This window comes from Anaeromyxobacter sp. (assembly GCA_016718565.1).
In the GTDB taxonomy this organism is placed as follows: domain Bacteria; phylum Myxococcota; class Myxococcia; order Myxococcales; family Anaeromyxobacteraceae; genus JADKCZ01.
Genome location: JADKCZ010000001.1, coordinates 1374172 through 1390255, shown reverse-complemented (window position 1 = coordinate 1390255; position 16084 = coordinate 1374172). Strand labels below are relative to the sequence as shown.

General features: G+C 75.8%; 18 protein-coding genes and 2 pseudogenes. 13 read left to right on the top strand and 7 right to left on the bottom strand.

Annotation, left to right across the window (positions count from 1 at the left end; all coding sequences use genetic code 11):
* Positions 1–2: 2 nt before the first annotated feature.
* The 4 genes from IPO09_05950 (at position 3) to IPO09_05935 (ending at position 3779) form a co-directional block, all read left to right on the top strand.
* The gene (locus tag IPO09_05950) at positions 3–617 is read left to right on the top strand and encodes a hypothetical protein (GenBank protein ID MBK9516893.1); all 615 of its coding nucleotides are present in this window, start codon (positions 3–5) and stop codon (positions 615–617) included.
* Positions 618–650: 33 nt separating this feature from the next.
* The gene (locus IPO09_05945) at positions 651–830 is read left to right on the top strand and encodes a CsbD family protein (protein ID MBK9516892.1); all 180 of its coding nucleotides are present in this window, start codon (positions 651–653) and stop codon (positions 828–830) included.
* Between the two features lie 69 nt (positions 831–899).
* The gene (locus IPO09_05940) at positions 900–1976 is read left to right on the top strand and encodes a type III polyketide synthase (GenBank protein MBK9516891.1); all 1077 of its coding nucleotides are present in this window, start codon (positions 900–902) and stop codon (positions 1974–1976) included.
* Between the two features lie 39 nt (positions 1977–2015).
* Positions 2016–3779: an AMP-binding protein gene (locus IPO09_05935; protein ID MBK9516890.1), complete on the top strand. Its 1764-nt coding sequence runs from the start codon at positions 2016–2018 to the stop codon at positions 3777–3779.
* Between the two features lie 66 nt (positions 3780–3845).
* On the opposite strand, the pseudogene IPO09_05930 reads toward IPO09_05935, so the two are convergent.
* From IPO09_05930 to IPO09_05920, 3 genes and pseudogenes are all read right to left on the bottom strand, one after another.
* Positions 3846–4299, bottom strand: a pseudogene (locus IPO09_05930) (DUF3494 domain-containing protein).
* Positions 4257–4478, bottom strand: a complete 222-nt coding sequence (locus IPO09_05925; GenBank protein ID MBK9516889.1) for a CsbD family protein — start codon at positions 4476–4478, stop codon at positions 4257–4259. Before IPO09_05925 ends, IPO09_05930 begins: the two are co-directional and overlap by 43 nt.
* Positions 4479–4577: 99 nt before the next feature.
* Positions 4578–5501: a transglutaminase family protein gene (locus IPO09_05920; GenBank protein MBK9516888.1), complete on the bottom strand. Its 924-nt coding sequence runs from the start codon at positions 5499–5501 to the stop codon at positions 4578–4580.
* Positions 5502–5647: 146 nt separating this feature from the next.
* Here IPO09_05920 and IPO09_05915 point away from each other — a divergent pair, with 146 nt between their 5' ends.
* Entirely contained in the window at positions 5648–6085 is a 438-nt protein-coding gene (locus tag IPO09_05915) for an acyltransferase family protein (GenBank protein ID MBK9516887.1), read from the top strand.
* On the top strand, positions 6028–6687 hold the full coding sequence (locus IPO09_05910) for a hypothetical protein (protein MBK9516886.1): 660 nt from the start codon (positions 6028–6030) through the stop codon (positions 6685–6687). The genes IPO09_05915 and IPO09_05910 overlap by 58 nt, the downstream gene beginning before the upstream one ends.
* Here IPO09_05910 and IPO09_05905 read toward each other — a convergent pair.
* Positions 6627–7310: a hypothetical protein gene (locus IPO09_05905; GenBank protein ID MBK9516885.1), complete on the bottom strand. Its 684-nt coding sequence runs from the start codon at positions 7308–7310 to the stop codon at positions 6627–6629. The two genes, IPO09_05910 and IPO09_05905, sit on opposite strands and share 61 nt — an antisense overlap.
* A 169-nt stretch (positions 7311–7479) precedes the next feature.
* Between IPO09_05905 and rsgA the strand changes: the two genes are divergently transcribed.
* Entirely contained in the window at positions 7480–8565 is a 1086-nt protein-coding gene (gene rsgA, locus IPO09_05900) for a ribosome small subunit-dependent GTPase A (GenBank protein ID MBK9516884.1), read from the top strand.
* Between the two features lie 78 nt (positions 8566–8643).
* On the opposite strand, the gene IPO09_05895 is transcribed toward rsgA, so the two are convergent.
* Positions 8644–8835 carry a hypothetical protein gene (locus IPO09_05895; GenBank protein ID MBK9516883.1) on the bottom strand — a complete coding sequence of 64 codons (192 nt, stop codon included), beginning with the start codon at positions 8833–8835 and terminating at the stop codon, positions 8644–8646.
* Positions 8836–9012: 177 nt separating this feature from the next.
* The gene (locus tag IPO09_05890; protein MBK9516882.1) at positions 9013–9888 is read right to left on the bottom strand and encodes a helix-turn-helix transcriptional regulator; all 876 of its coding nucleotides are present in this window, start codon (positions 9886–9888) and stop codon (positions 9013–9015) included.
* 111 nt (positions 9889–9999) lie between these two features.
* Here IPO09_05890 and modA point away from each other — a divergent pair, with 111 nt between their 5' ends.
* The 5 genes and pseudogenes from modA to IPO09_05865 all read left to right on the top strand — a co-directional run bounded on the left by modA (position 10000) and on the right by IPO09_05865 (position 14248).
* Complete coding sequence (modA, locus tag IPO09_05885; protein MBK9516881.1) at positions 10000–10773, top strand: molybdate ABC transporter substrate-binding protein; 774 nt, start codon at positions 10000–10002, stop codon at positions 10771–10773.
* 3 nt (positions 10774–10776) lie between these two features.
* The gene (gene modB / locus IPO09_05880; protein MBK9516880.1) at positions 10777–11451 is read left to right on the top strand and encodes a molybdate ABC transporter permease subunit; all 675 of its coding nucleotides are present in this window, start codon (positions 10777–10779) and stop codon (positions 11449–11451) included.
* Positions 11448–12551, top strand: a complete 1104-nt coding sequence (locus tag IPO09_05875; protein MBK9516879.1) for an ABC transporter ATP-binding protein — start codon at positions 11448–11450, stop codon at positions 12549–12551. The genes modB and IPO09_05875 overlap by 4 nt, the downstream gene beginning before the upstream one ends.
* A gap of 253 nt (positions 12552–12804) precedes the next feature.
* Positions 12805–13132: pseudogene (locus IPO09_05870) on the top strand (hypothetical protein).
* Between the two features lie 474 nt (positions 13133–13606).
* A complete protein-coding gene (locus IPO09_05865; GenBank protein ID MBK9516878.1) occupies positions 13607–14248 on the top strand; it encodes a hypothetical protein in 642 nt (213 codons plus the stop codon).
* 18 nt (positions 14249–14266) lie between these two features.
* Here the strand turns inward: IPO09_05865 and IPO09_05860 are convergent, their stop codons facing one another.
* A complete protein-coding gene (locus IPO09_05860) occupies positions 14267–14893 on the bottom strand; it encodes a DUF4230 domain-containing protein (GenBank protein MBK9516877.1) in 627 nt (208 codons plus the stop codon).
* A gap of 103 nt (positions 14894–14996) precedes the next feature.
* On the opposite strand from IPO09_05860, the gene IPO09_05855 reads away from it, so the two are divergent.
* Positions 14997–15914, top strand: coding sequence for an RluA family pseudouridine synthase (locus IPO09_05855; protein ID MBK9516876.1), 918 nt, complete (start codon positions 14997–14999; stop codon positions 15912–15914).
* Positions 15915–16084 lie beyond the last annotated feature (170 nt).

The following is a 16084-nucleotide window of genomic DNA, read 5'->3' as shown; positions in this document are numbered from 1 at the left end:
CCATGAAGAGCCACACGTTGAACCTGCTCACCCTCGCCGCCGGCCTCGCCTTCAGCCCCCTGGCCGGTGCCGAGACCATGACCAAGGACCAGTACCAGGCCGCCGAGAAGACCATCGAGGCCAACACCAAGGCGGGCCTGTCCGGCTGCAACGCGCTCGCCAAGAACGCCAAGGACATCTGCGTGGCCGAGGCGAAGGGCAAGGGGAAGGTCGCCGAGGCCGAGCTCGAGGCCGAGTACAAGCCGACCGCCAAGACCCACAACGCCGTGCGCGTGGCCAAGGCCGAGGCCGCCTACAAGGTGTCGATGGAGCGCTGTGACGACCGGGCCGGCAACGACAAGGACGTCTGCGTCAAGGAGGCCAAGGCGGCCAAGGTGCACGCCGAGTCGGACGCCGAGGCGCGGCTCACCACCACCAAGGCCAAGATGGCCGCCGACGAGAAGTCGGCCGATGCCAACGCCAAGGCCTCCGCCATCAGGACCGAGGCCCGCCAGGACGCCGCCGGCGAGAAGAACGACGCAGACTACGCCGTGGCCAAGGAGAAGTGCGACAGCCTGTCGGGCGACACCAAGGACCGCTGCGTCAACGACGCCAAGGTCCGCTTCGGCCAGCGCTGAGCCCTCACCCACCGCAGGCATGGAGGAGACCACATGAAGACCAGCACCCACGACGAGGCGAAGGGCAAGCTCGAGAAGGTCAAGGGCACCATCAAGGAGGCGACCGGCTCCCTGCTCGGCAAGCCGAGGCTGGAGGCCGAGGGGAAGGCCCAGAAGCGCGCCGGCCAGGCTCAGGAGAAGGTGGGCCAGGTCGAGAAGGTGCTCGGGAAGTAGCCAGGTCCAGCGCGGCCGGCCCAGGACAGCGGGCCGGCCGGGCCTCACCGGACCACACCAGGAGGCTCGATGAGCCCTTCGGCCCTCGGCCCCGAGATCCTCTCCGTCGGACGCGCCCTCCCGGCCCACCACGTCGACCAGGAGGCCCTCACGGCGGCCCTCACCGCGCAGTGGAGTGGGCAGCACTTCAACCCCGACCGGCTCGCCCAGATCCACCGCTCCACGCTGGTGGGCGGACGCCACCTGGCCCTGCCGCTGGCCGAGTACGCCGCCCTGGGCTGCTTCGGGCGGCGCAACGAGGCGTGGCTGCGGGTGGGCCTCGAGGTGGGGGAGGCGGCCATCCGCGACGGGCTGGCCCGCGCCGGCCTCGAGCCGCAGGACGTCGGCCACCTGCTCTTCGTCACCACCACCGGCATCGCCACCCCCTCGCTCGACGCCCGGCTCATCAACCGGCTGGGCCTCCGCCCCTCGGTGAAGCGGACCCCCATCTTCGGCCTGGGCTGCCTGGCGGGCGCCGCCGGGGTGGCCCGCGCCGCCGACGCCCTGCGCGCCTTCCCGGAGGAGGTGGCGGTGTTGCTGTCGGTGGAGCTCTGCTCGCTCACGCTCCAGCCCGACGACCTCTCCATCCCCAACGTGGTGGCCACCGGCCTCTTCGGCGACGGCGCGGCGGCCGTGGTGCTCGGCGGCGGCGCCCGGCCCCCACGCGCAGGTGCGCCGCGGATCCTGGCGACCCGCTCCGTCTTCTACCCGGACACAGAGTGGGTCATGGGGTGGGACGTCGTCGACACCGGCTTCAAGATCGTGCTCTCGGCCAAGGTGCCCGAGGTGGTGGAGGGCCGGGTCGGCGCCGACGTGGACGCCTTCCTCGGGTCGCAGGGGCTGCGCCGCGCCGACGTCCGGCACTGGATCGCGCACACCGGCGGCCCCAGGGTGCTGGAGGCGCTCCAGTCCGGGCTCCAGCTGCCCGAGGCCGCCCTGGCGCGGAGCTGGGCCTCCTTGCGGGAGGTGGGGAACCTCTCCTCGGCCTCGGTCCTCTTCGTGCTGCGCGACCACCTCGACGCCGCCGAGGCGCGCCCCGGGGACGTCGGGGTGCTGGCCGCCATGGGCCCCGGCTTCGCCTGCGAGCTGGTGCTGCTGCGCTGGTGAGCCCATGCCCGACCCCACCGGCCTCCCGGAGGACCAGACATGAGGCTGACCGGCCTGCCCGCTCCCGCGCCGCGCTCCACCACGCTGGCCCACGCGCTGGGGGCCGCCGCCCGCCACCCGAGCGGCGTCACCTTCGTGGACCTGCAGGAGCGCGAGTCGAGCCTCCGGTGGGCCGAGGTGGAGGAGCGCGCCGCCCGGGCCGGCGCCGTCATGGCGGCGCGCGGCGTGAGACCCGGCGATCGGGTGGCCATCGTGCTCCGGACCGAGGCCGCCTTCCTGGACGCCTTCTTCGGCGCCTGGCGCTGCGGCGCCGTGCCGGTCCCGCTCTACCCGCCGGTGCGCCTGGGCCGGCTCGAGGAGTGGGTGGCCGCCACGGCGCGGATGCTCGAGGTCTCCGGGGCCTGCCTGGTGGTCTCGGGAGGCGGCACCCGGGCGCTGCTGGGCCAGGTGCTGGCCCGGGTCGCGCCGCCGCTCGGGCTGCTCGACGCCGGGGAGCTCGGATCGGGCCAGGGGGCGCTGCGCCACCTGCCGGCGCCGGGGGACCTCGGCCTGGTGCAGTTCTCCTCGGGCTCCACCGTCGACCCGAAGCCGGTGGCGCTCACCCACGCGGCCCTGCAGGCCCAGGCCGACGCGCTGGTGGCGGTGGTGCGACCGACCGGGGCGGAGGTGCTCTGCTCCTGGCTGCCGCTCTATCACGACATGGGGCTGATCGGCGGGCTGCTCGGGGCCATGAGCTACCCCGGGGCGCTGGTGCTGATCGCGCCCGAGCACTTCCTGGCGCGGCCGGCGCTCTGGCTGCGCGCCATGGCCCGGCACCGCGCCACCATCTCGGTGGCCCCCAGCTTCGCCTACGCCTACTGCGCCGACCGCGTCAGCGACGCCGACCTGGCCGGCCACTCGCTGGCCGGCTGGCGGCTGGCGCTCGACGGCGCCGAGCCGATCTCGGGCGAGGCGCTGCGCCGCTTCGCGGCCCGCTTCGCCCCCCACGGCCTGGATCCGGCCGCGCTGGTCCCGGTCTACGGCCTCTCCGAGGCGGCGCTGGCGGTCTGCTTCGCCGCGCCGGGCCAGGCCCTGGTGGGCGCCCAGGTCGATCCCGTGCGCCTGGCGGCCGACGGCGTGGTGGCCCCAGGCCGGCGGGAGGTCATGAGCGTCGGCACGCCCATCCCGGGCGTGGAGATCGAGGTGCGGCGCGCGGACGGGGGGCTGTCCGGCGAGGGCCGGCTCGGCAGCATCTGGGTCCGCGGCCCCTCGCTCCTCCGCGAGTACCTGGGCGACCCGGCCGCCACCGCGATGGTCCTGGTGGACGGCTGGCTCGACACCGGCGACCTCGGCTTCGTGGTGGAGGGCGCCCTGTACATCCACGGTCGGCTCAAGGACCTGGTCATCGTGCGCGGCGCCAACCGCGCGCCCGAGGAGCTGGAGGCGGCGGTGTCCGGCCTCCCCGGGCTGCGGCCCGGCTGCACCGTGGCGCTGGGCTTCACCCCGCCCGAGGGCGGCGAGGCCCTGCTGGTGCTGGCCGAGCGGCTGCGCGGCTCGGCCTGGGCGGACGGCCCGGTCTGTGACGCCATCCGGCGGGCCCTGAGCGAGCGGACCGGCCTGACGCCGCACACGGTCAGGCTGCTGGCGCCGGGCACCTTGCCGCGGACCTCGTCCGGCAAGCTCCGGCGGCAGGAGGCGCTCCGCCGCTTCCAGGCCGGGACGCTGGCGCCGCCGCGGCGGATCGGGGCGCTGCGCCTGGCGCTCGAGGTGGCGCGCGCCACCCTGGCGCCGCTCATGGGACAGCGCCGGGGGAGCCAGCCGTGAAGACGGGCCTGCCACCCGGAGTCGACCGGTGGAAGGCCCGTCCCGACGCCTGAGGCGACGCCGCCACGGCGCCGGCTGCACGATGGTGATGCCGTCCAGGCTGACCGCGGCGATCCGGGCCGGCGGCCTTGGCGCCGTTGGCCAGGACGGCCTGGCGCCCGGCGGTGGTGGTCGCCGTGGAGGCCGCCTGGAAGATGAAGACCGCGTCGGCGTCGCCCCGGGCGTCGAGCGTGACGTCGCCGGAGGTGACGGAGAGGTCCGAGGTGGACCTGTGCGGGCCAGGGGCCAGGGCCTGCCCGCCCAGGGTGCCGGACCTGGAGACCGGATAGCGCGTCCGGCCGGCGGCGTCGTCGCAGGCGGTGGTGAGGTCGAGGATGGCCTGGGCCGCGGTCGGATCGGTGGCGCGCGCGACCCCCAACCGGCCGCGCACCTCCTGGGACCGGCGCGGCCGGGTCCGCCCGACCAGCCCGCCGGGGCTCAGCTCTTCGCGACGGCCACGTCCTTTAGCATCTTCTGCCAGTCGTAGAGCTGCTTGCCGGCCTCCTTCTTGGTGATCCCGTAGACCTCCTGGATCTGGCCAGCCAGGTGCTCGCGTCGCCCGGCGATCACGTCCAGCTGGTCGTCGGTCAGCTTGCCCCACTGCTCCTTCACGCTGCCCTTGAACTGCTTCCAGTTGCCCTCGATGCGGTTCCAGTCCATCCGTGCGCCTCGCCTTCCTGCTGCGTCCACGTCCACTGCGAGGGTCCACGCTACGCTCAATCGAGGCCCGCGCGCGGAACCCCCCGGACGAGCCGCGGCTCAGGGCGCGCCGCCGGTCACGACCTCCCACCGGTTGTCGAGCCGCTTGGTGAGGTCGAGCGGATCGCCCACCGTCACCGCGCCGCGCGCCACCTGGTAGGCCCACACCTGGAACGAGACCAGCGCCGCGCCGCCGTAGATGGTCGAGAAGGCCCCGTCCACCGAGTCGAGCCCACACGCCACCTTGATGCGGCCGATGCGCCGGGCGGCGAAGCGGGCGTCGAAGGTGTGCCAGCGTCCCCCCAGGAAGACCTCGGCGTAGGCGTGGAAGTCCATGTGATCGAGCGGGTCCGGCGCGCCGATGTCCGGCAGGTGCCCGCTCACGTAGCGCGCCGGCAGGTTGAAGGTGCGGCACAGCGCCACCAGGGTGTGGGCGAAGTCCCGGCAGACGCCGTAGCGGCGCTGCAGCACGTCGCCGGCCGACAGGTCGGGCCGGCCCGAGCCGTAGCGGTACTCCACGTTGCGGTGGAGCCAGTCGCAGATGGCGAGCACGCGCGGCAGCCCCTGCTCGAACTGCCCGAACTGCTGCCAGGCGAAGTCGGTCAGCCGGTCCGAGTCGCAGTACCGGCTCGGCAGCGTGTAGCGCAGCAGGGCCGGCGGGACCAGCTGCGGCGAGACGGGGCTGGCGTCGACGAGATCGTGCCGGTCCGGCAGCGAGGAGACGGCCACCAGCGCGTCGTGCCGGATCTCGTGGCGCCCCGGCGTCAGCGCCACGCGGTGGAGGATGTTGCCGTGCCCGTCGGCGAACTCCTCGGAGGGCAGGTCGGTCCCGAAGCCGAGCAGCTCCTGCTGCAGCGCCTGGCGTGGATCGGTGCGCGGCCGCAGGTTGAGCAGCAGGGCGCAGGTGGTCGTCGCCTGGTACACCAGGCTGCAGCCGACCCTGACGAGCAGGTCGAGCCGCGGGGCGGCGGGGGAGGTGGTCATCGGCGCGGATCGCTGGCGTGCGGTCTCATCCGGGGACCATAGCCCCCGCGGAGGTCCGGCGCGCGGGCGAGCGCCGGGCCCAGCCCACCGCCTATACGTCGAGGGTGCCCGAACAGGCGCCTTGTCCACCACAGCGAGATGACCCCATGGAGTCGAGCGATCACGGCAGCGCCCCCGGGCCGCAGCGCGTGGCCTGGGTCGACCTCTCGAAGGGGATCTGCATCGTCCTGGTGGTGATGCTGCACGCCAACCTGGACGTCCAGCAGGCGCGCGGGACGCCCGGCTGGCTGGACCACCTGGTGGCCTTCGCGCGCCCCTTCCGGATGCCCGACTTCTTCCTCATCGCCGGGCTCTTCCTCGCCAACACCATCGGGCGGCCCTGGCGCACCTTCCTCGACCGGAAGGTGCTGCACTTCGCCTACCTCTACGCGCTCTGGGCCACCCTGGGCTACGTGGCGTTCATCGGGCGCGGCGCCCTGAAGGACGGCCAGACCTGGCAGCAGGGGCCGCCGCCTACCCGATGCTCGTGCTCGAGCCTCTCGGCTCCCTCTGGTTCATCCACAGCCTCGCCCTGTACTTCCTGATCGCGAAGCTGACCCGCCGCGTCCCGTGGTGGCTGATGCTGCCGGCCGCCGCCGCGCTCCAGAGCCTGCCCATCGAGACCGGCTGGTTCTTCACCGACGAGTTCGCCAGGCGCTTCGTCTACTTCTACTCGGGCTACTGCCTGGCGCCCCAGGTGTTCCAGGCGGCCGCCTGGGCGGCGACCCACCGGGCCGGCCTGCTCGCCTACCTGCTCGCCTGGGGCCTGACGAACCAGCTGCTGGTCTCGGGCCACCTGGCCGCGCTGCCCGGGGTCTCGCTCGGCCTCGGGTTCGCCGGCGCGCTGGCCATCGTGTTCACGGGCGTCCTCCTGAGCCAGCTGCCGGGCACGGAGCCGCTCCGCTACCTGGGCGCGAACTCCATGGTCGTCTACCTCGGCTACTTCGTGAGCCTGCGGCTGGCCGCCAAGCTGACGGGGACGCTGGTCGCCGACGCCGGCGCGGCGGCGCTGCTGCTGACCCTGGCCAGCATCCTGGGAGCCCTGGCCATCCGCTGGGTCTCGATGCGGGCGGGCCTGGCCTTCCTCTACCGCCGCCCGCCGTGGGCCCACCTGGCGCCCGGCGCCGGGGGCCAGGCGTCCGGGTGAGGTCCCGGTGGCAGGCACAGGCTGGAGCGCGCTGACGGACCCGGCGCGGCCACCGACCGCTGCCTGGCCGCGCCACCGCCTCGACGCCCGGCCGCCCGGGAGTCGTCCCGCCTCCCTTCGGCCCGCACCACGGCCTCGCCGGACACCGGCAGGTCGGTCTCCCCGCCCAGCCCGGGGATCTGGCCCGTCGCGAGGTGCACCGCCCCCTCCAAGCCGAGGCGGAGCTCGAGCACCAGCCGCCGGTCGGCCACGCGCCCGCGCCCCGTCCGCACGGTCGCCACCACGGCGCCGCGGGTGCCCGGCTCGTCGAGCGCGATGGTGCACCGCTCACCGGCGGTGAAGCCGAGCGTGCCGTCGGCCGCCACCAGCGCGGTGAGCGCGCAGGCCTGGCCGCGGCTGGCGAGACGAGCCCTCACCTCGCGCCCCCCTGAGCCGGGCGCCAGAAGGACGTCGGCGCGCAGTTCCAGTTCGCGGACCAGCGGCACGCCCGCGAGCGTGGCCACCGCCCGCACGCGGTAGGTGCCCTGCACGGTCGCGGGCGACTGCGGCGGCAGCGCCGCGGCGGTGGCCGGCGCGGCGAGCACGGCGAAGCCCCAGGCGGCGTGGAGGGCGAGGTGGCGCACCCCCTGGACCTAGCGGTGCGCGCCCAGCCGAGCCGCGGCCATCCAGGGCCGGGCGCCGCCGCTCCCCAGCGCCTGACCATCCGGCCGCGCGGCCCGCCCACGGCGCCCGCGCCCTTGCCCGCCGGATTGAACCCGCCGCCGCGGGGGAATACGCTCGGCGTCGACGGGGGTGGCCATCGTGATCGAGCTCTCGACCCTGGGCTTCGGCCCGTTCTTCCAGGAGCAGCTCCAGGCCGGGGCGGGGCGCGGCGCAGCCCTTGGCCGCATCGCCGCCGAGCACCGCGGCGCCTGCCAGGTCTGGTCGCCGGACGGCGCGGGGCCGGCGCGCCTGGCCGGTCGGCTCCGCCTGGAGCTGGAGGAGGCCGCCCTGCCCGGCGTCGGCGACTGGGTGGTCCTCGACGAGGCGCCACGAGCCGACCGCACCGCCGTCATCGAGCGCGTGCTGGCGCGGCGCACCGTCTTCACCCGTGGCGCCGCCGGCCGCCAGGTGCGGGCCCAGGTGGTGGCCGCCAACGTGGACCTGGTGTTCGCCGTGTGTGGCCTCGACGCGGACTTCAGCGTCCGGCGCATCGAGCGCTACCTGGCGCGCATCTGGGCCAGCGGCGCCCGGCCCGCCGTGATCCTGAGCAAGGCCGATCTCTGCCAGGACGCCGCCGCCCGCGCCGCCGAGGTCGCGCGCCACTGCCCTGCGGTCCCGGTCCTCCTGACCAGCGTGGTGCAGGCCACCGGCCTGGCGGCGGTGCAGGCCATCATCCTCCCCGGCCTGACGGTGGCGCTGGTGGGCTCCTCCGGGGCCGGTAAGTCCACCCTGGCCAACGCCCTGCTCGGCGAGGCCCGGCTGCCCACCGGCGAGGTGCGGGCGCGCGACGGGCGCGGCCGTCACGTCACCACCCACCGCCAGCTGGTGCAGCTGCCGGGCGGCGGCCTGCTCCTCGACACGCCCGGCATGCGCGAGCTCCAGCTGGTGGACGAGCAGGGGCTCGACGCCGTCTTCGAGGACGTGGCGGCGCTCGCTGCGGGCTGCCGCTTCCCCGACTGCCGCCACGGGACCGAGCCCGGCTGCGCGGTCAGGGCGGCGGTCGAGGCGGGCGAGCTGGCGCCCGACCGCCTGGAGCACCTCCGGAAGCTCGAGCGGGAGGCCCAGGCCTTCCAGCGTCGTCACGACGTGCGGCTGCGGCGGCAGGCGGCGCGCGACTGGGGCCAGCGCTCCGACGAGGTGGCGCACCTGCGGCGCCTGAAGGGCGGAAAGGTCTAGCCGACCGGCGGCTCCGGAAGAGCCGCTGGGGCGGAGCAGCGCGGGCGCGGAGTCGAGGCGCGGCCCGTGGGGCGGGGCCTACGCCGCCCTCGAGGACGCCGCCAGGGCCGCGGCCTTCAGGTCGAGCAGCCGCGCCTCGAGCAGGTGGCGGGCGGCCTGGTCACGGTAGCCGTCGCGCGCCAGGCGCTCGGCCAGCCGGCGGTGCTCGGAGGCCTGATCGCGGTGGCTGGTCGGCTGGTGCAGGTCCCGCTCGGCGAAGGTGTTCAGCATGGCGCCTCCTTGCCAGGTACTTCGGGCCGTCCCCGTGGCCCGCTAAGTACCGCGCGGTGGTGGCGGCGCCCCCGACCCTGAGTCGCCACCACACACCCCCGGGAGAAGTCCCGAGCAGTGGCCGACAGTTGCCCCGGTGTCGGGCCAGGTGCGGTGGTCAGGGTTCACCGCGCCACCTCAGGCGTCGTAGCGGATGTCGCCGGCGCCGGCCGCGTCGTAGCCCGGGATGGCCCCCACCTCGGCCCGGAACGCCCTTCCCTGGGCCACCTCGCAGAGCCGCACCACCCGGGCGTCGCCCAGGTCGCGCGCCTTGACGATCAGGCCGTAGGCCTCGGTGGCCAGCGGCAGGAAGGCCAGGCCGGCCCGCTCGCCCCAGGCCCGCGACGCCAGCCCCGCGTCGGCCTGGCCCGACGCCACCGCCAGCACCACCTCCAGGTGCGAGCCGAGGGCCACGGCCTTCCGGTGGACCTTGGCCGGGTCGAGCCGCTCGGCGCGCAGCGCCTCGTCGAGGCAGGCGCGCACCCCGGCGCTCGGCGGGCGCGAGGCCAGCCGCCGCCTGGGCAGGTCCCTCAGCCGCAGCAGCGGCGCCGCCTTCGGGGAGACCAGGCCGATCTCGCGCTGCACCAGGTGCACCCGCGCCACCCGCTCCTCGCCCACGTGGCTGGGGAAGCCGCCGGCGTGCGCCCCGGCCGCCAGGACGGCCCGCCGGCGCAGGAGCTCGGCGGCCGCTCCCATGTCGGCCTGCACGAACCCCAGCAGCGGCGGCCCCAGGGCGCTGGCCAGGCGCAGCAGCACCTGGAGCGCCACGTCGCCGTTGCCCGCCACCAGCGCCGGCGCCCCGTCGGCCACCGGCGAGGTCGCCGCCGGGCCCGCCGCGTCGGCTGGCGGGACCGGTTTGCCGCCCGACCAGGCCAGCACGTCGTCGCGCGAGAAGCGCCACTCCGACCCCACCCGGCGCCCCGGCAGCCCCTTCTTGAGGAGCCGGTAGACGTGCTTCGGGTGGACCCGGAGGACCTCGGCCACCTCGTCGGTCGTGAGCAGGAGGTCGGACATGTGGGGCGAGTATACCCGCTGCCACTCCGGGTCGAAGGTTGCTTGACGCTGCGCAGCGCGGGTGGTTTGGTTCCTATTGTAGCTTAAACGTCCTTGAACGGAGCGATCCGGATGCGCCGTAGCCTGCTGCCCCTCGCCCTCCTCCTGGCCCTCCTGGCCCTCCCCGCCCGGGCGGACGGGCCGGGGAAGACGCTCGCCGTGGCCGCCGCCGCCAACCTGAAGAACGCCGCCGAGGAGCTGGCGCGCGCGTTCGAGGCGGGGCGGTCCGGCGTCGCGGTGACCCTGACGCTGGGCGCCTCGGGCGCCCTCTTCGCCCAGCTCCAGCACGGCGCCCCCTTCGACCTGTTCCTCTCGGCCGACCGCGAGTACCCGGCCAGGCTGGTGGCGGCCGGCCTGGCCACCGCCGCGGACGAGCGCACCTACGCCTTCGGCACGCTGGTGGCCTGGGTCCCGCCCGGCTCGACGCTGGACCTCGAGGGCCGCGGCCTCGCCGCGCTGGTCGACCCGGGCGTGAAGCGCATCGCCATCGCCAACCCGGCCGTGGCGCCCTTCGGGCGCGCCACGGTGCAGGCGCTCGAGGCGGCCGGCGTGTACCAGGCGGTGCAGGGGAAGCTGGTGCTCGGCACCAGCGCGGCGCAGGCGGCCCAGTTCGCCACCACCGGCGCCGCCGACGTGGCCTTCCTCCCCGCCTCGCTGGTCCTCGGCGAGGCGCTGGCGGCCGGCCGGGCCGTCCCCGTTCCCGCGGCGCTCTACCCCAGGATCGAGCAGTCCGGCGTGGTCCTCTCCGCCTCCAGGGAGCCGGCGCTGGCCCGGGCCTTCCTGGCGTTCGTCACCGGCGAGAAGGGGCGCGCCATCCTGGCCCGCTCCGGGTACGGGCTCCCCTAGCCCATGGATCTGGCCGCCCTCCTCCTCTCCGCCCAGCTGGCCGGCCTCACCACCCTGGTCCTGGTGGTGCTCGGCCTGCCCATCGCCTGGTGGCTGGTCACCAGCCGGTGGCGCGCCCGGTTCCTGGTGGAGGCGGTGGTGGCGCTGCCGCTGGTCCTGCCGCCCACGGTGCTCGGCTTCTACCTCCTCACCGCGCTCGGCCCGCGCGCGCCGGCCGGGCGGCTCTTCGAGCTGGCGGCCGGCCACCCCTTCCCGTTCTCCTTCGCCGGGCTGCTGGTGGCCTCGGTGCTCTACAGCCTCCCCTTCGCGGTGCAGCCCTTCGCCGGGGCGCTGGCCGGCGTGGACCGCCGGCTCATCGAGGCCTCGCACACGCTGGGCGTCTCGCCGCTGGCCACCTTCTTCCGGGTGACGCTCCCGCTGGCCTGGCCGGGCGTGCTGGCCGGCGCGGTGCTGACCTTCGCCCACACCCTGGGCGAGTTCGGCGTGGTCCTCATGGTGGGCGGCAACATCCCGGGCCGGACCCGCACCCTCTCGGTGGCCATCTTCGACCACGTGGAGGCGCTGGAGTACGGCGCGGCCCATCGCACCGCCGGGCTCCTGCTGGCCGTCTCCTTCGCCGTGCTGGCGCTGGTCTACGCCCTGCAGCGCCGCCCCTCCTTCCGCTGGAACGACCGGTGAGCCCGCCCGCCCTGGCCTTCGAGGTGGTGCGGCGCTTCCGCCGCGGCCCGGTCATCGCCGCCCGGGCGGCCTGGCCGCTCCAGGGCGCGCCGGTCACGGTCCTGTTTGGCCCCTCCGGCTCGGGCAAGACCACCGTCCTCAGGGCCCTGGCCGGCCTGGATCGCCCCGACGCCGGCGCCATCACCTTCGGCGAGGAGACCTGGTTCGACGCGGCGCGCGGCCTCCACCTGCCGCCCCAGGCCCGCGGCGTCGGGCTGCTGTTCCAGGAGTACGCCCTCTTCCCGCACCTCTCGGTGGCCGCCAACCTGACCTACGGCCTCCACCGGCTGGACCGGGCCGGACGGGCGGCGCGCCTGGCCGAGCTGGCCGAGCGCTTCGGCCTGGCCGGCCTGCTCTCGCGGCGGCCCGCCGAGCTCTCCGGCGGCCAGCGGCAGCGGGTCGCCCTGGCGCGGGCCCTGGCGCCGCGCCCCCGCCTCCTCCTGCTCGACGAGCCCCTCTCGGCCCTCGACGCCCCCACCCGCGAGGCGCTGCGCGGCGAGCTGCGCCACCTGCTCGAGCAGGCCGGCGTGCCGGCCATCGTGGTCACCCACGACCGGGTCGAGGCGCTGGCGCTGGGCGACCGGCTGGTGGTGCTGGTGGACGGCGCGGTCCGGCAGGTCGGGCCGGTCCACCAGGTCTTCTCGGATCCCGTGGACGTGGACGTGGCCCGGGTGGTGGGCACCGAGAACGTCTTCCCGGCCCGGCTGGTGCGGCGGGAGGACGGCCTGGTGGTGGTGCGCACCGCGGGCCCGCAGGGGATCGAGCTGGTGGCGCTGGACCCGGGCGGCGTGGAGGACGAGGCCTACGCCTGCGTCCGGGCCGAGGAGGTGGTGCTCGAGCCGGCCGGGGGACACGCCTCCTCGGCGCAGAACCGGCTGGGCGGCGTCGTGGCCGCGCGCCGTGAGGAGGGGCCGCTGGTCCGCCTCACGGTGGACTGCGGGGTGAAGCTGGTGGCGCTGGTCACCCGCTCCAGCGCCGATCGGCTCGGGCTGGTGGCCGGTGCCCGGGTGTCCGCCGCCGTGAAGGCGCCCAGCGTCCGCCTGGTCCCCCGGAAGGCGTGAGGCGCGGCCGGGCCTTCGTGCCCAGGATGCGCAGGTGCGGCGAGCGGCGGAAGAGGGCTGCGCCGGCCGCCTCCGTGGAGCGCGAAGCGACGTCCCCGTCCCCCCGGCGCGGCGCGGCGTCGGGGGATCCCGACAGCCTGGGACGCAACCCCCTGGAATCAGGTGGCGCCGGGTTGGCAAGGCAGGTGCAGTTGGGAGGAGTCAGGTGGCAGCGCGATGCGGCCCCACACCTCAACCTGAACTGGAGAACGCCATGACGACCACGAACTCGAAGCCCCAGAACAAGACCTTCGCCCTCGTCGGCGCCGGCATCGGCCTGGCGGCCTTCCTGGCCCTGGCCCTCCTGCCCTCCATCCTCTACGGCGGCTACGCCGGCCTGCTCCCTCGCCGGCGGCATCGTCGGCACCCCGGTCCAGGCCACCTTCCTGGTCCGCGCCCTCATCGTCTTCGGCATGGTCCTCGGCGTCACCGGCATCGCCTCCCTCTTCGCCGTCATGGGCGCCGTCGCCGGCGCCGCCGTCGGCGCGCTGACCAAGGCGGTCACCCCGGCCGAGAAGGCCGTGGCCGCCTCCAAGGTCTAGGCCGCACCGCCGCACCGCGGCCGCCCTTCCGCGGCTGCCACCTGGAACGCCCCGGCGACCGCCCTGGTCACCGGGGCGTTCGTGTCTTCCGGGGCCTGACCCTCGGCCCGCGGGTGGACCGCGGGCACAGGCGCCCCTCACCCCTGCCCTCTCCCCGGAGGGGAGAGGGAGCAGACATGGTGTGCCTCTCCCCGGAGGGGAGAGGGGGCAGACATGGTGTGCCGCTCCCCGGAGGGGAGAGGGGGCTGACGTGATTGGGCTCGTCCTGGCAGAGGTGTGAGCAGGGATGGAGGCCATGGTCTGCTCACCCTCTCCCCCAGCCTGCTGGGGGAGAGGGCCGGGGTGAGGGGGAGCCTGCGGGGCCGCTCCCCGGAGGGGAGAGGGAGCTGACGAGGTGGGCGGACTGCACGTCGATCCGGCTGGTCACACAACCAGTGCGTCGGCTAGGGTGAGGTCGTCACCGAGGAGGCGCCCATGCCCCGCATCAAGCCGAACCCCCTGGCCACGCTGGTCGTGGTCCTCTCCTGCGCCTGCGGCGGCGGCGGCGCGGCGCCCCCGTCCCCCGACCTCACCACCCAGGGCGCCTGCGACACCGTGGCGCTGCGCGGCAGCTGCGTCGCCTACTCCGACATGACGGCGGCCGACCTGGCGACGCAGCGCACCGTCTGCGAGCAGTACCAGGGCACCTTCGGCACCACCTGCCCGGGCGCCGGGCTGTTCGGCACCTGCACCATCTCGTACGAGCGCGGCCGCGCCGACCTGCGCCTCTACTTCGCGGTCAGCGAGACCATCTGCACCAACGGCGCCTGGTCGGCGCCGACCCCGCCCGTGGAGGCTGCGACGCCGGCGTCGGTGAGCTGCTCGGATCCCTGGGCGGGGACCTGCGCGGACACCACCGGCCCGATGACGCCGACGGTGAAGCGCTCGGTGGAGCGGTACTGCACCGGCAACGACCGGACGCTCCTGGCCGGACCATGCCCGGTGACGGGCCGCGTCGGCACGTGCACCACCCGGCCCGGCGCCCTCACCTGGGACACCCGGCACCACGACGCCGCCGCGGCCGCCACGCAGGCGATCCTGTGCGGTCTGACCGGCGGCACCTGGACCGACGGGTAGGCGCCCCACGCCCAGGCCTCACCGGCCCGACCAGGAGCGCGGCCGCTCCGCCGGGCGCTCCACGAACTCCACCGCGTCGAGCCCCACCTGCAGCAGGAGCGCGGTCAGCGCCTGCTCGGCCGCCAGGCGCGCCCGCCCCTGCAGCCCGCGGTCGGCCAGCACCTGGCGGTGGAAGGCCTCCCGGGCCAGCTCGAGCAGCCGCGCCGTGTCGGCCGAGTCCAGGTTGGAGCCGATCACCTCGGTCTCGCCGGGCAGCAGCTCCACCACCACCTCGAGCGGGGGCAGCACGATGGACGCGGTCCGCTCCCGCACCGTGACGTCGCCAGGCTGCAGCTTCGCCACGTCCAGGCCGAGCCGGGCGGTGGCGAAGACGATGGCCTTGCCCTGCGGCCGGGCCACGGTGTGGCGCAGCCAGCCGGCCAGGGCGCCCCACACCGAGCCGGCCTCGACCGGCTCCGGGGCGAAGGTGATCTTCCGGTAGAGCGAGACCTGCAGGACCTCCAGCCGGGCCACCTGCCGCACCTTCTCCACCACCGCCGGCACGTCGGGCGGCGCCACCCGCCCCGGGGTGAGGAGCCGCCAGCACAGCGCCGCGCCGGCGCCGATGGCCAAGCCGAGCAGGACGAGCTTCACCAGGGATCGCACGGTGCCATCCTACCGCGCGCCGGGGCCGAGGGCGGGCCGGGTGACGCCCGCGGCCGCCCCGGGTAGGCTCCGCCGGCCAGGCGGCTTTCCCCCGGGCGGCGCGATGAACCACGGCCACACCTACCAGGAGCAGATCGGCCGCGAGGGCGCCGGGCGCGCCGTGCTGGCGCACCTGGCCGCCAGCTTCGGGCACGCCGGTCCGGAGGAGTGGCGGGCGCGCATCGCCGCGGGGCAGGTGCGGCTGGACGGCGCGGCCACCACCGCCGAGACCACGCTGCGCGCCGGCCAGTGGCTGGCCTGGGACCGGCCACCCTGGATCGAGCCGCCGGCGCCCTGCGACGCCGCGGTGCTCCACGAGGACGCGCTGCTCCTGGCGGTGGCCAAGCCGCGCGGGCTGCCCACCATGCCGGGCGGCGGCCTCTACCTCGAGCACACCCTGCTGACGGTGGTGCGCCGCCGCGCCCCCGAGGCCAGCCCCATGCACCGGCTGGGGCGGGACACCTCCGGCGTGGTGCTCTTCGCGCGGACCGCGGCGGCCGCCCGGATCGTGCAGGCGGCCTTCCGGGGGCGCCAGGTGGAGAAGACCTACCTCGCCCTCTGCTCCGGCCACCCGGCCACCGGGGACTTCACCGTGGAGGCGCCCATCGGCGAGGTGGCGCACCCGCTCCTCGGCACGGTGCACGCCGCAGCGCCCGACGGCCGGCCCTCCAGGAGCCACGTGCGGGTGCTGGAGCGGCGCGGCGGCGGGGGCGCTCCGCCCGAGGCGCTGGTGGAGGTGCAGATCGAGACCGGCCGGCCGCACCAGATCCGGATCCACCTGGCCTTCGCCGGGCACCCGCTGGTGGGTGACCCGCTCTACGGCCCCGGCGGCGTGCCGCGGCCCGGCAGCCAGGCCCTGCCCGGCGATCCCGGCTACCTGCTCCACGCCGCCCGACTGGCCCTCGACCACCCGGAGGGCGGCCGGCGGCTGGTGGTCGAGTGCGCCCCGCCCCCGGCGCTGCGCCGGGGCCGTCCGTCCTGAAGGCGCCGCTCCTCCACACTGGACGACCTGGCCGCCCGGGCGCGGCGGCCGCGGGCCCAAGCGGCCGGACTTGCTGCCCTCCCGGCCCTGGCCCGGCCGGTGCTCTGTGCACCGGCCATGACCCACTCGGCCCCCCGCCCCTCCCGGTCGCCGCTGCACCCCTCCACCCG

Excerpts from the sequence above, each read along its gene's own strand:
- modB (MBK9516880.1), top strand. The coding sequence starts at position 10,777 with ATGGATCTGGCCGCCCTCCTCCTCTCCGCCCAGCTGGCCGGCCTCACC.
- IPO09_05915 (MBK9516887.1), top strand. The coding sequence starts at position 5,648 with ATGGAGTCGAGCGATCACGGCAGCGCCCCCGGGCCGCAGCGCGTGGCC.
- IPO09_05945 (MBK9516892.1), top strand. The coding sequence starts at position 651 with ATGAAGACCAGCACCCACGACGAGGCGAAGGGCAAGCTCGAGAAGGTC.
- IPO09_05940 (MBK9516891.1), top strand. The coding sequence starts at position 900 with ATGAGCCCTTCGGCCCTCGGCCCCGAGATCCTCTCCGTCGGACGCGCC.
- IPO09_05950 (MBK9516893.1), top strand. The coding sequence starts at position 3 with ATGAAGAGCCACACGTTGAACCTGCTCACCCTCGCCGCCGGCCTCGCC.
- IPO09_05890 (MBK9516882.1), bottom strand. The coding sequence starts at position 9,888 with ATGTCCGACCTCCTGCTCACGACCGACGAGGTGGCCGAGGTCCTCCGG.
- IPO09_05895 (MBK9516883.1), bottom strand. The coding sequence starts at position 8,835 with ATGCTGAACACCTTCGCCGAGCGGGACCTGCACCAGCCGACCAGCCAC.
- modA (MBK9516881.1), top strand. The coding sequence starts at position 10,000 with ATGCGCCGTAGCCTGCTGCCCCTCGCCCTCCTCCTGGCCCTCCTGGCC.
- IPO09_05935 (MBK9516890.1), top strand. The coding sequence starts at position 2,016 with ATGAGGCTGACCGGCCTGCCCGCTCCCGCGCCGCGCTCCACCACGCTG.
- IPO09_05920 (MBK9516888.1), bottom strand. The coding sequence starts at position 5,501 with ATGACCACCTCCCCCGCCGCCCCGCGGCTCGACCTGCTCGTCAGGGTC.
- IPO09_05855 (MBK9516876.1), top strand. The coding sequence starts at position 14,997 with ATGAACCACGGCCACACCTACCAGGAGCAGATCGGCCGCGAGGGCGCC.
- IPO09_05925 (MBK9516889.1), bottom strand. The coding sequence starts at position 4,478 with ATGGACTGGAACCGCATCGAGGGCAACTGGAAGCAGTTCAAGGGCAGC.
- IPO09_05865 (MBK9516878.1), top strand. The coding sequence starts at position 13,607 with ATGCCCCGCATCAAGCCGAACCCCCTGGCCACGCTGGTCGTGGTCCTC.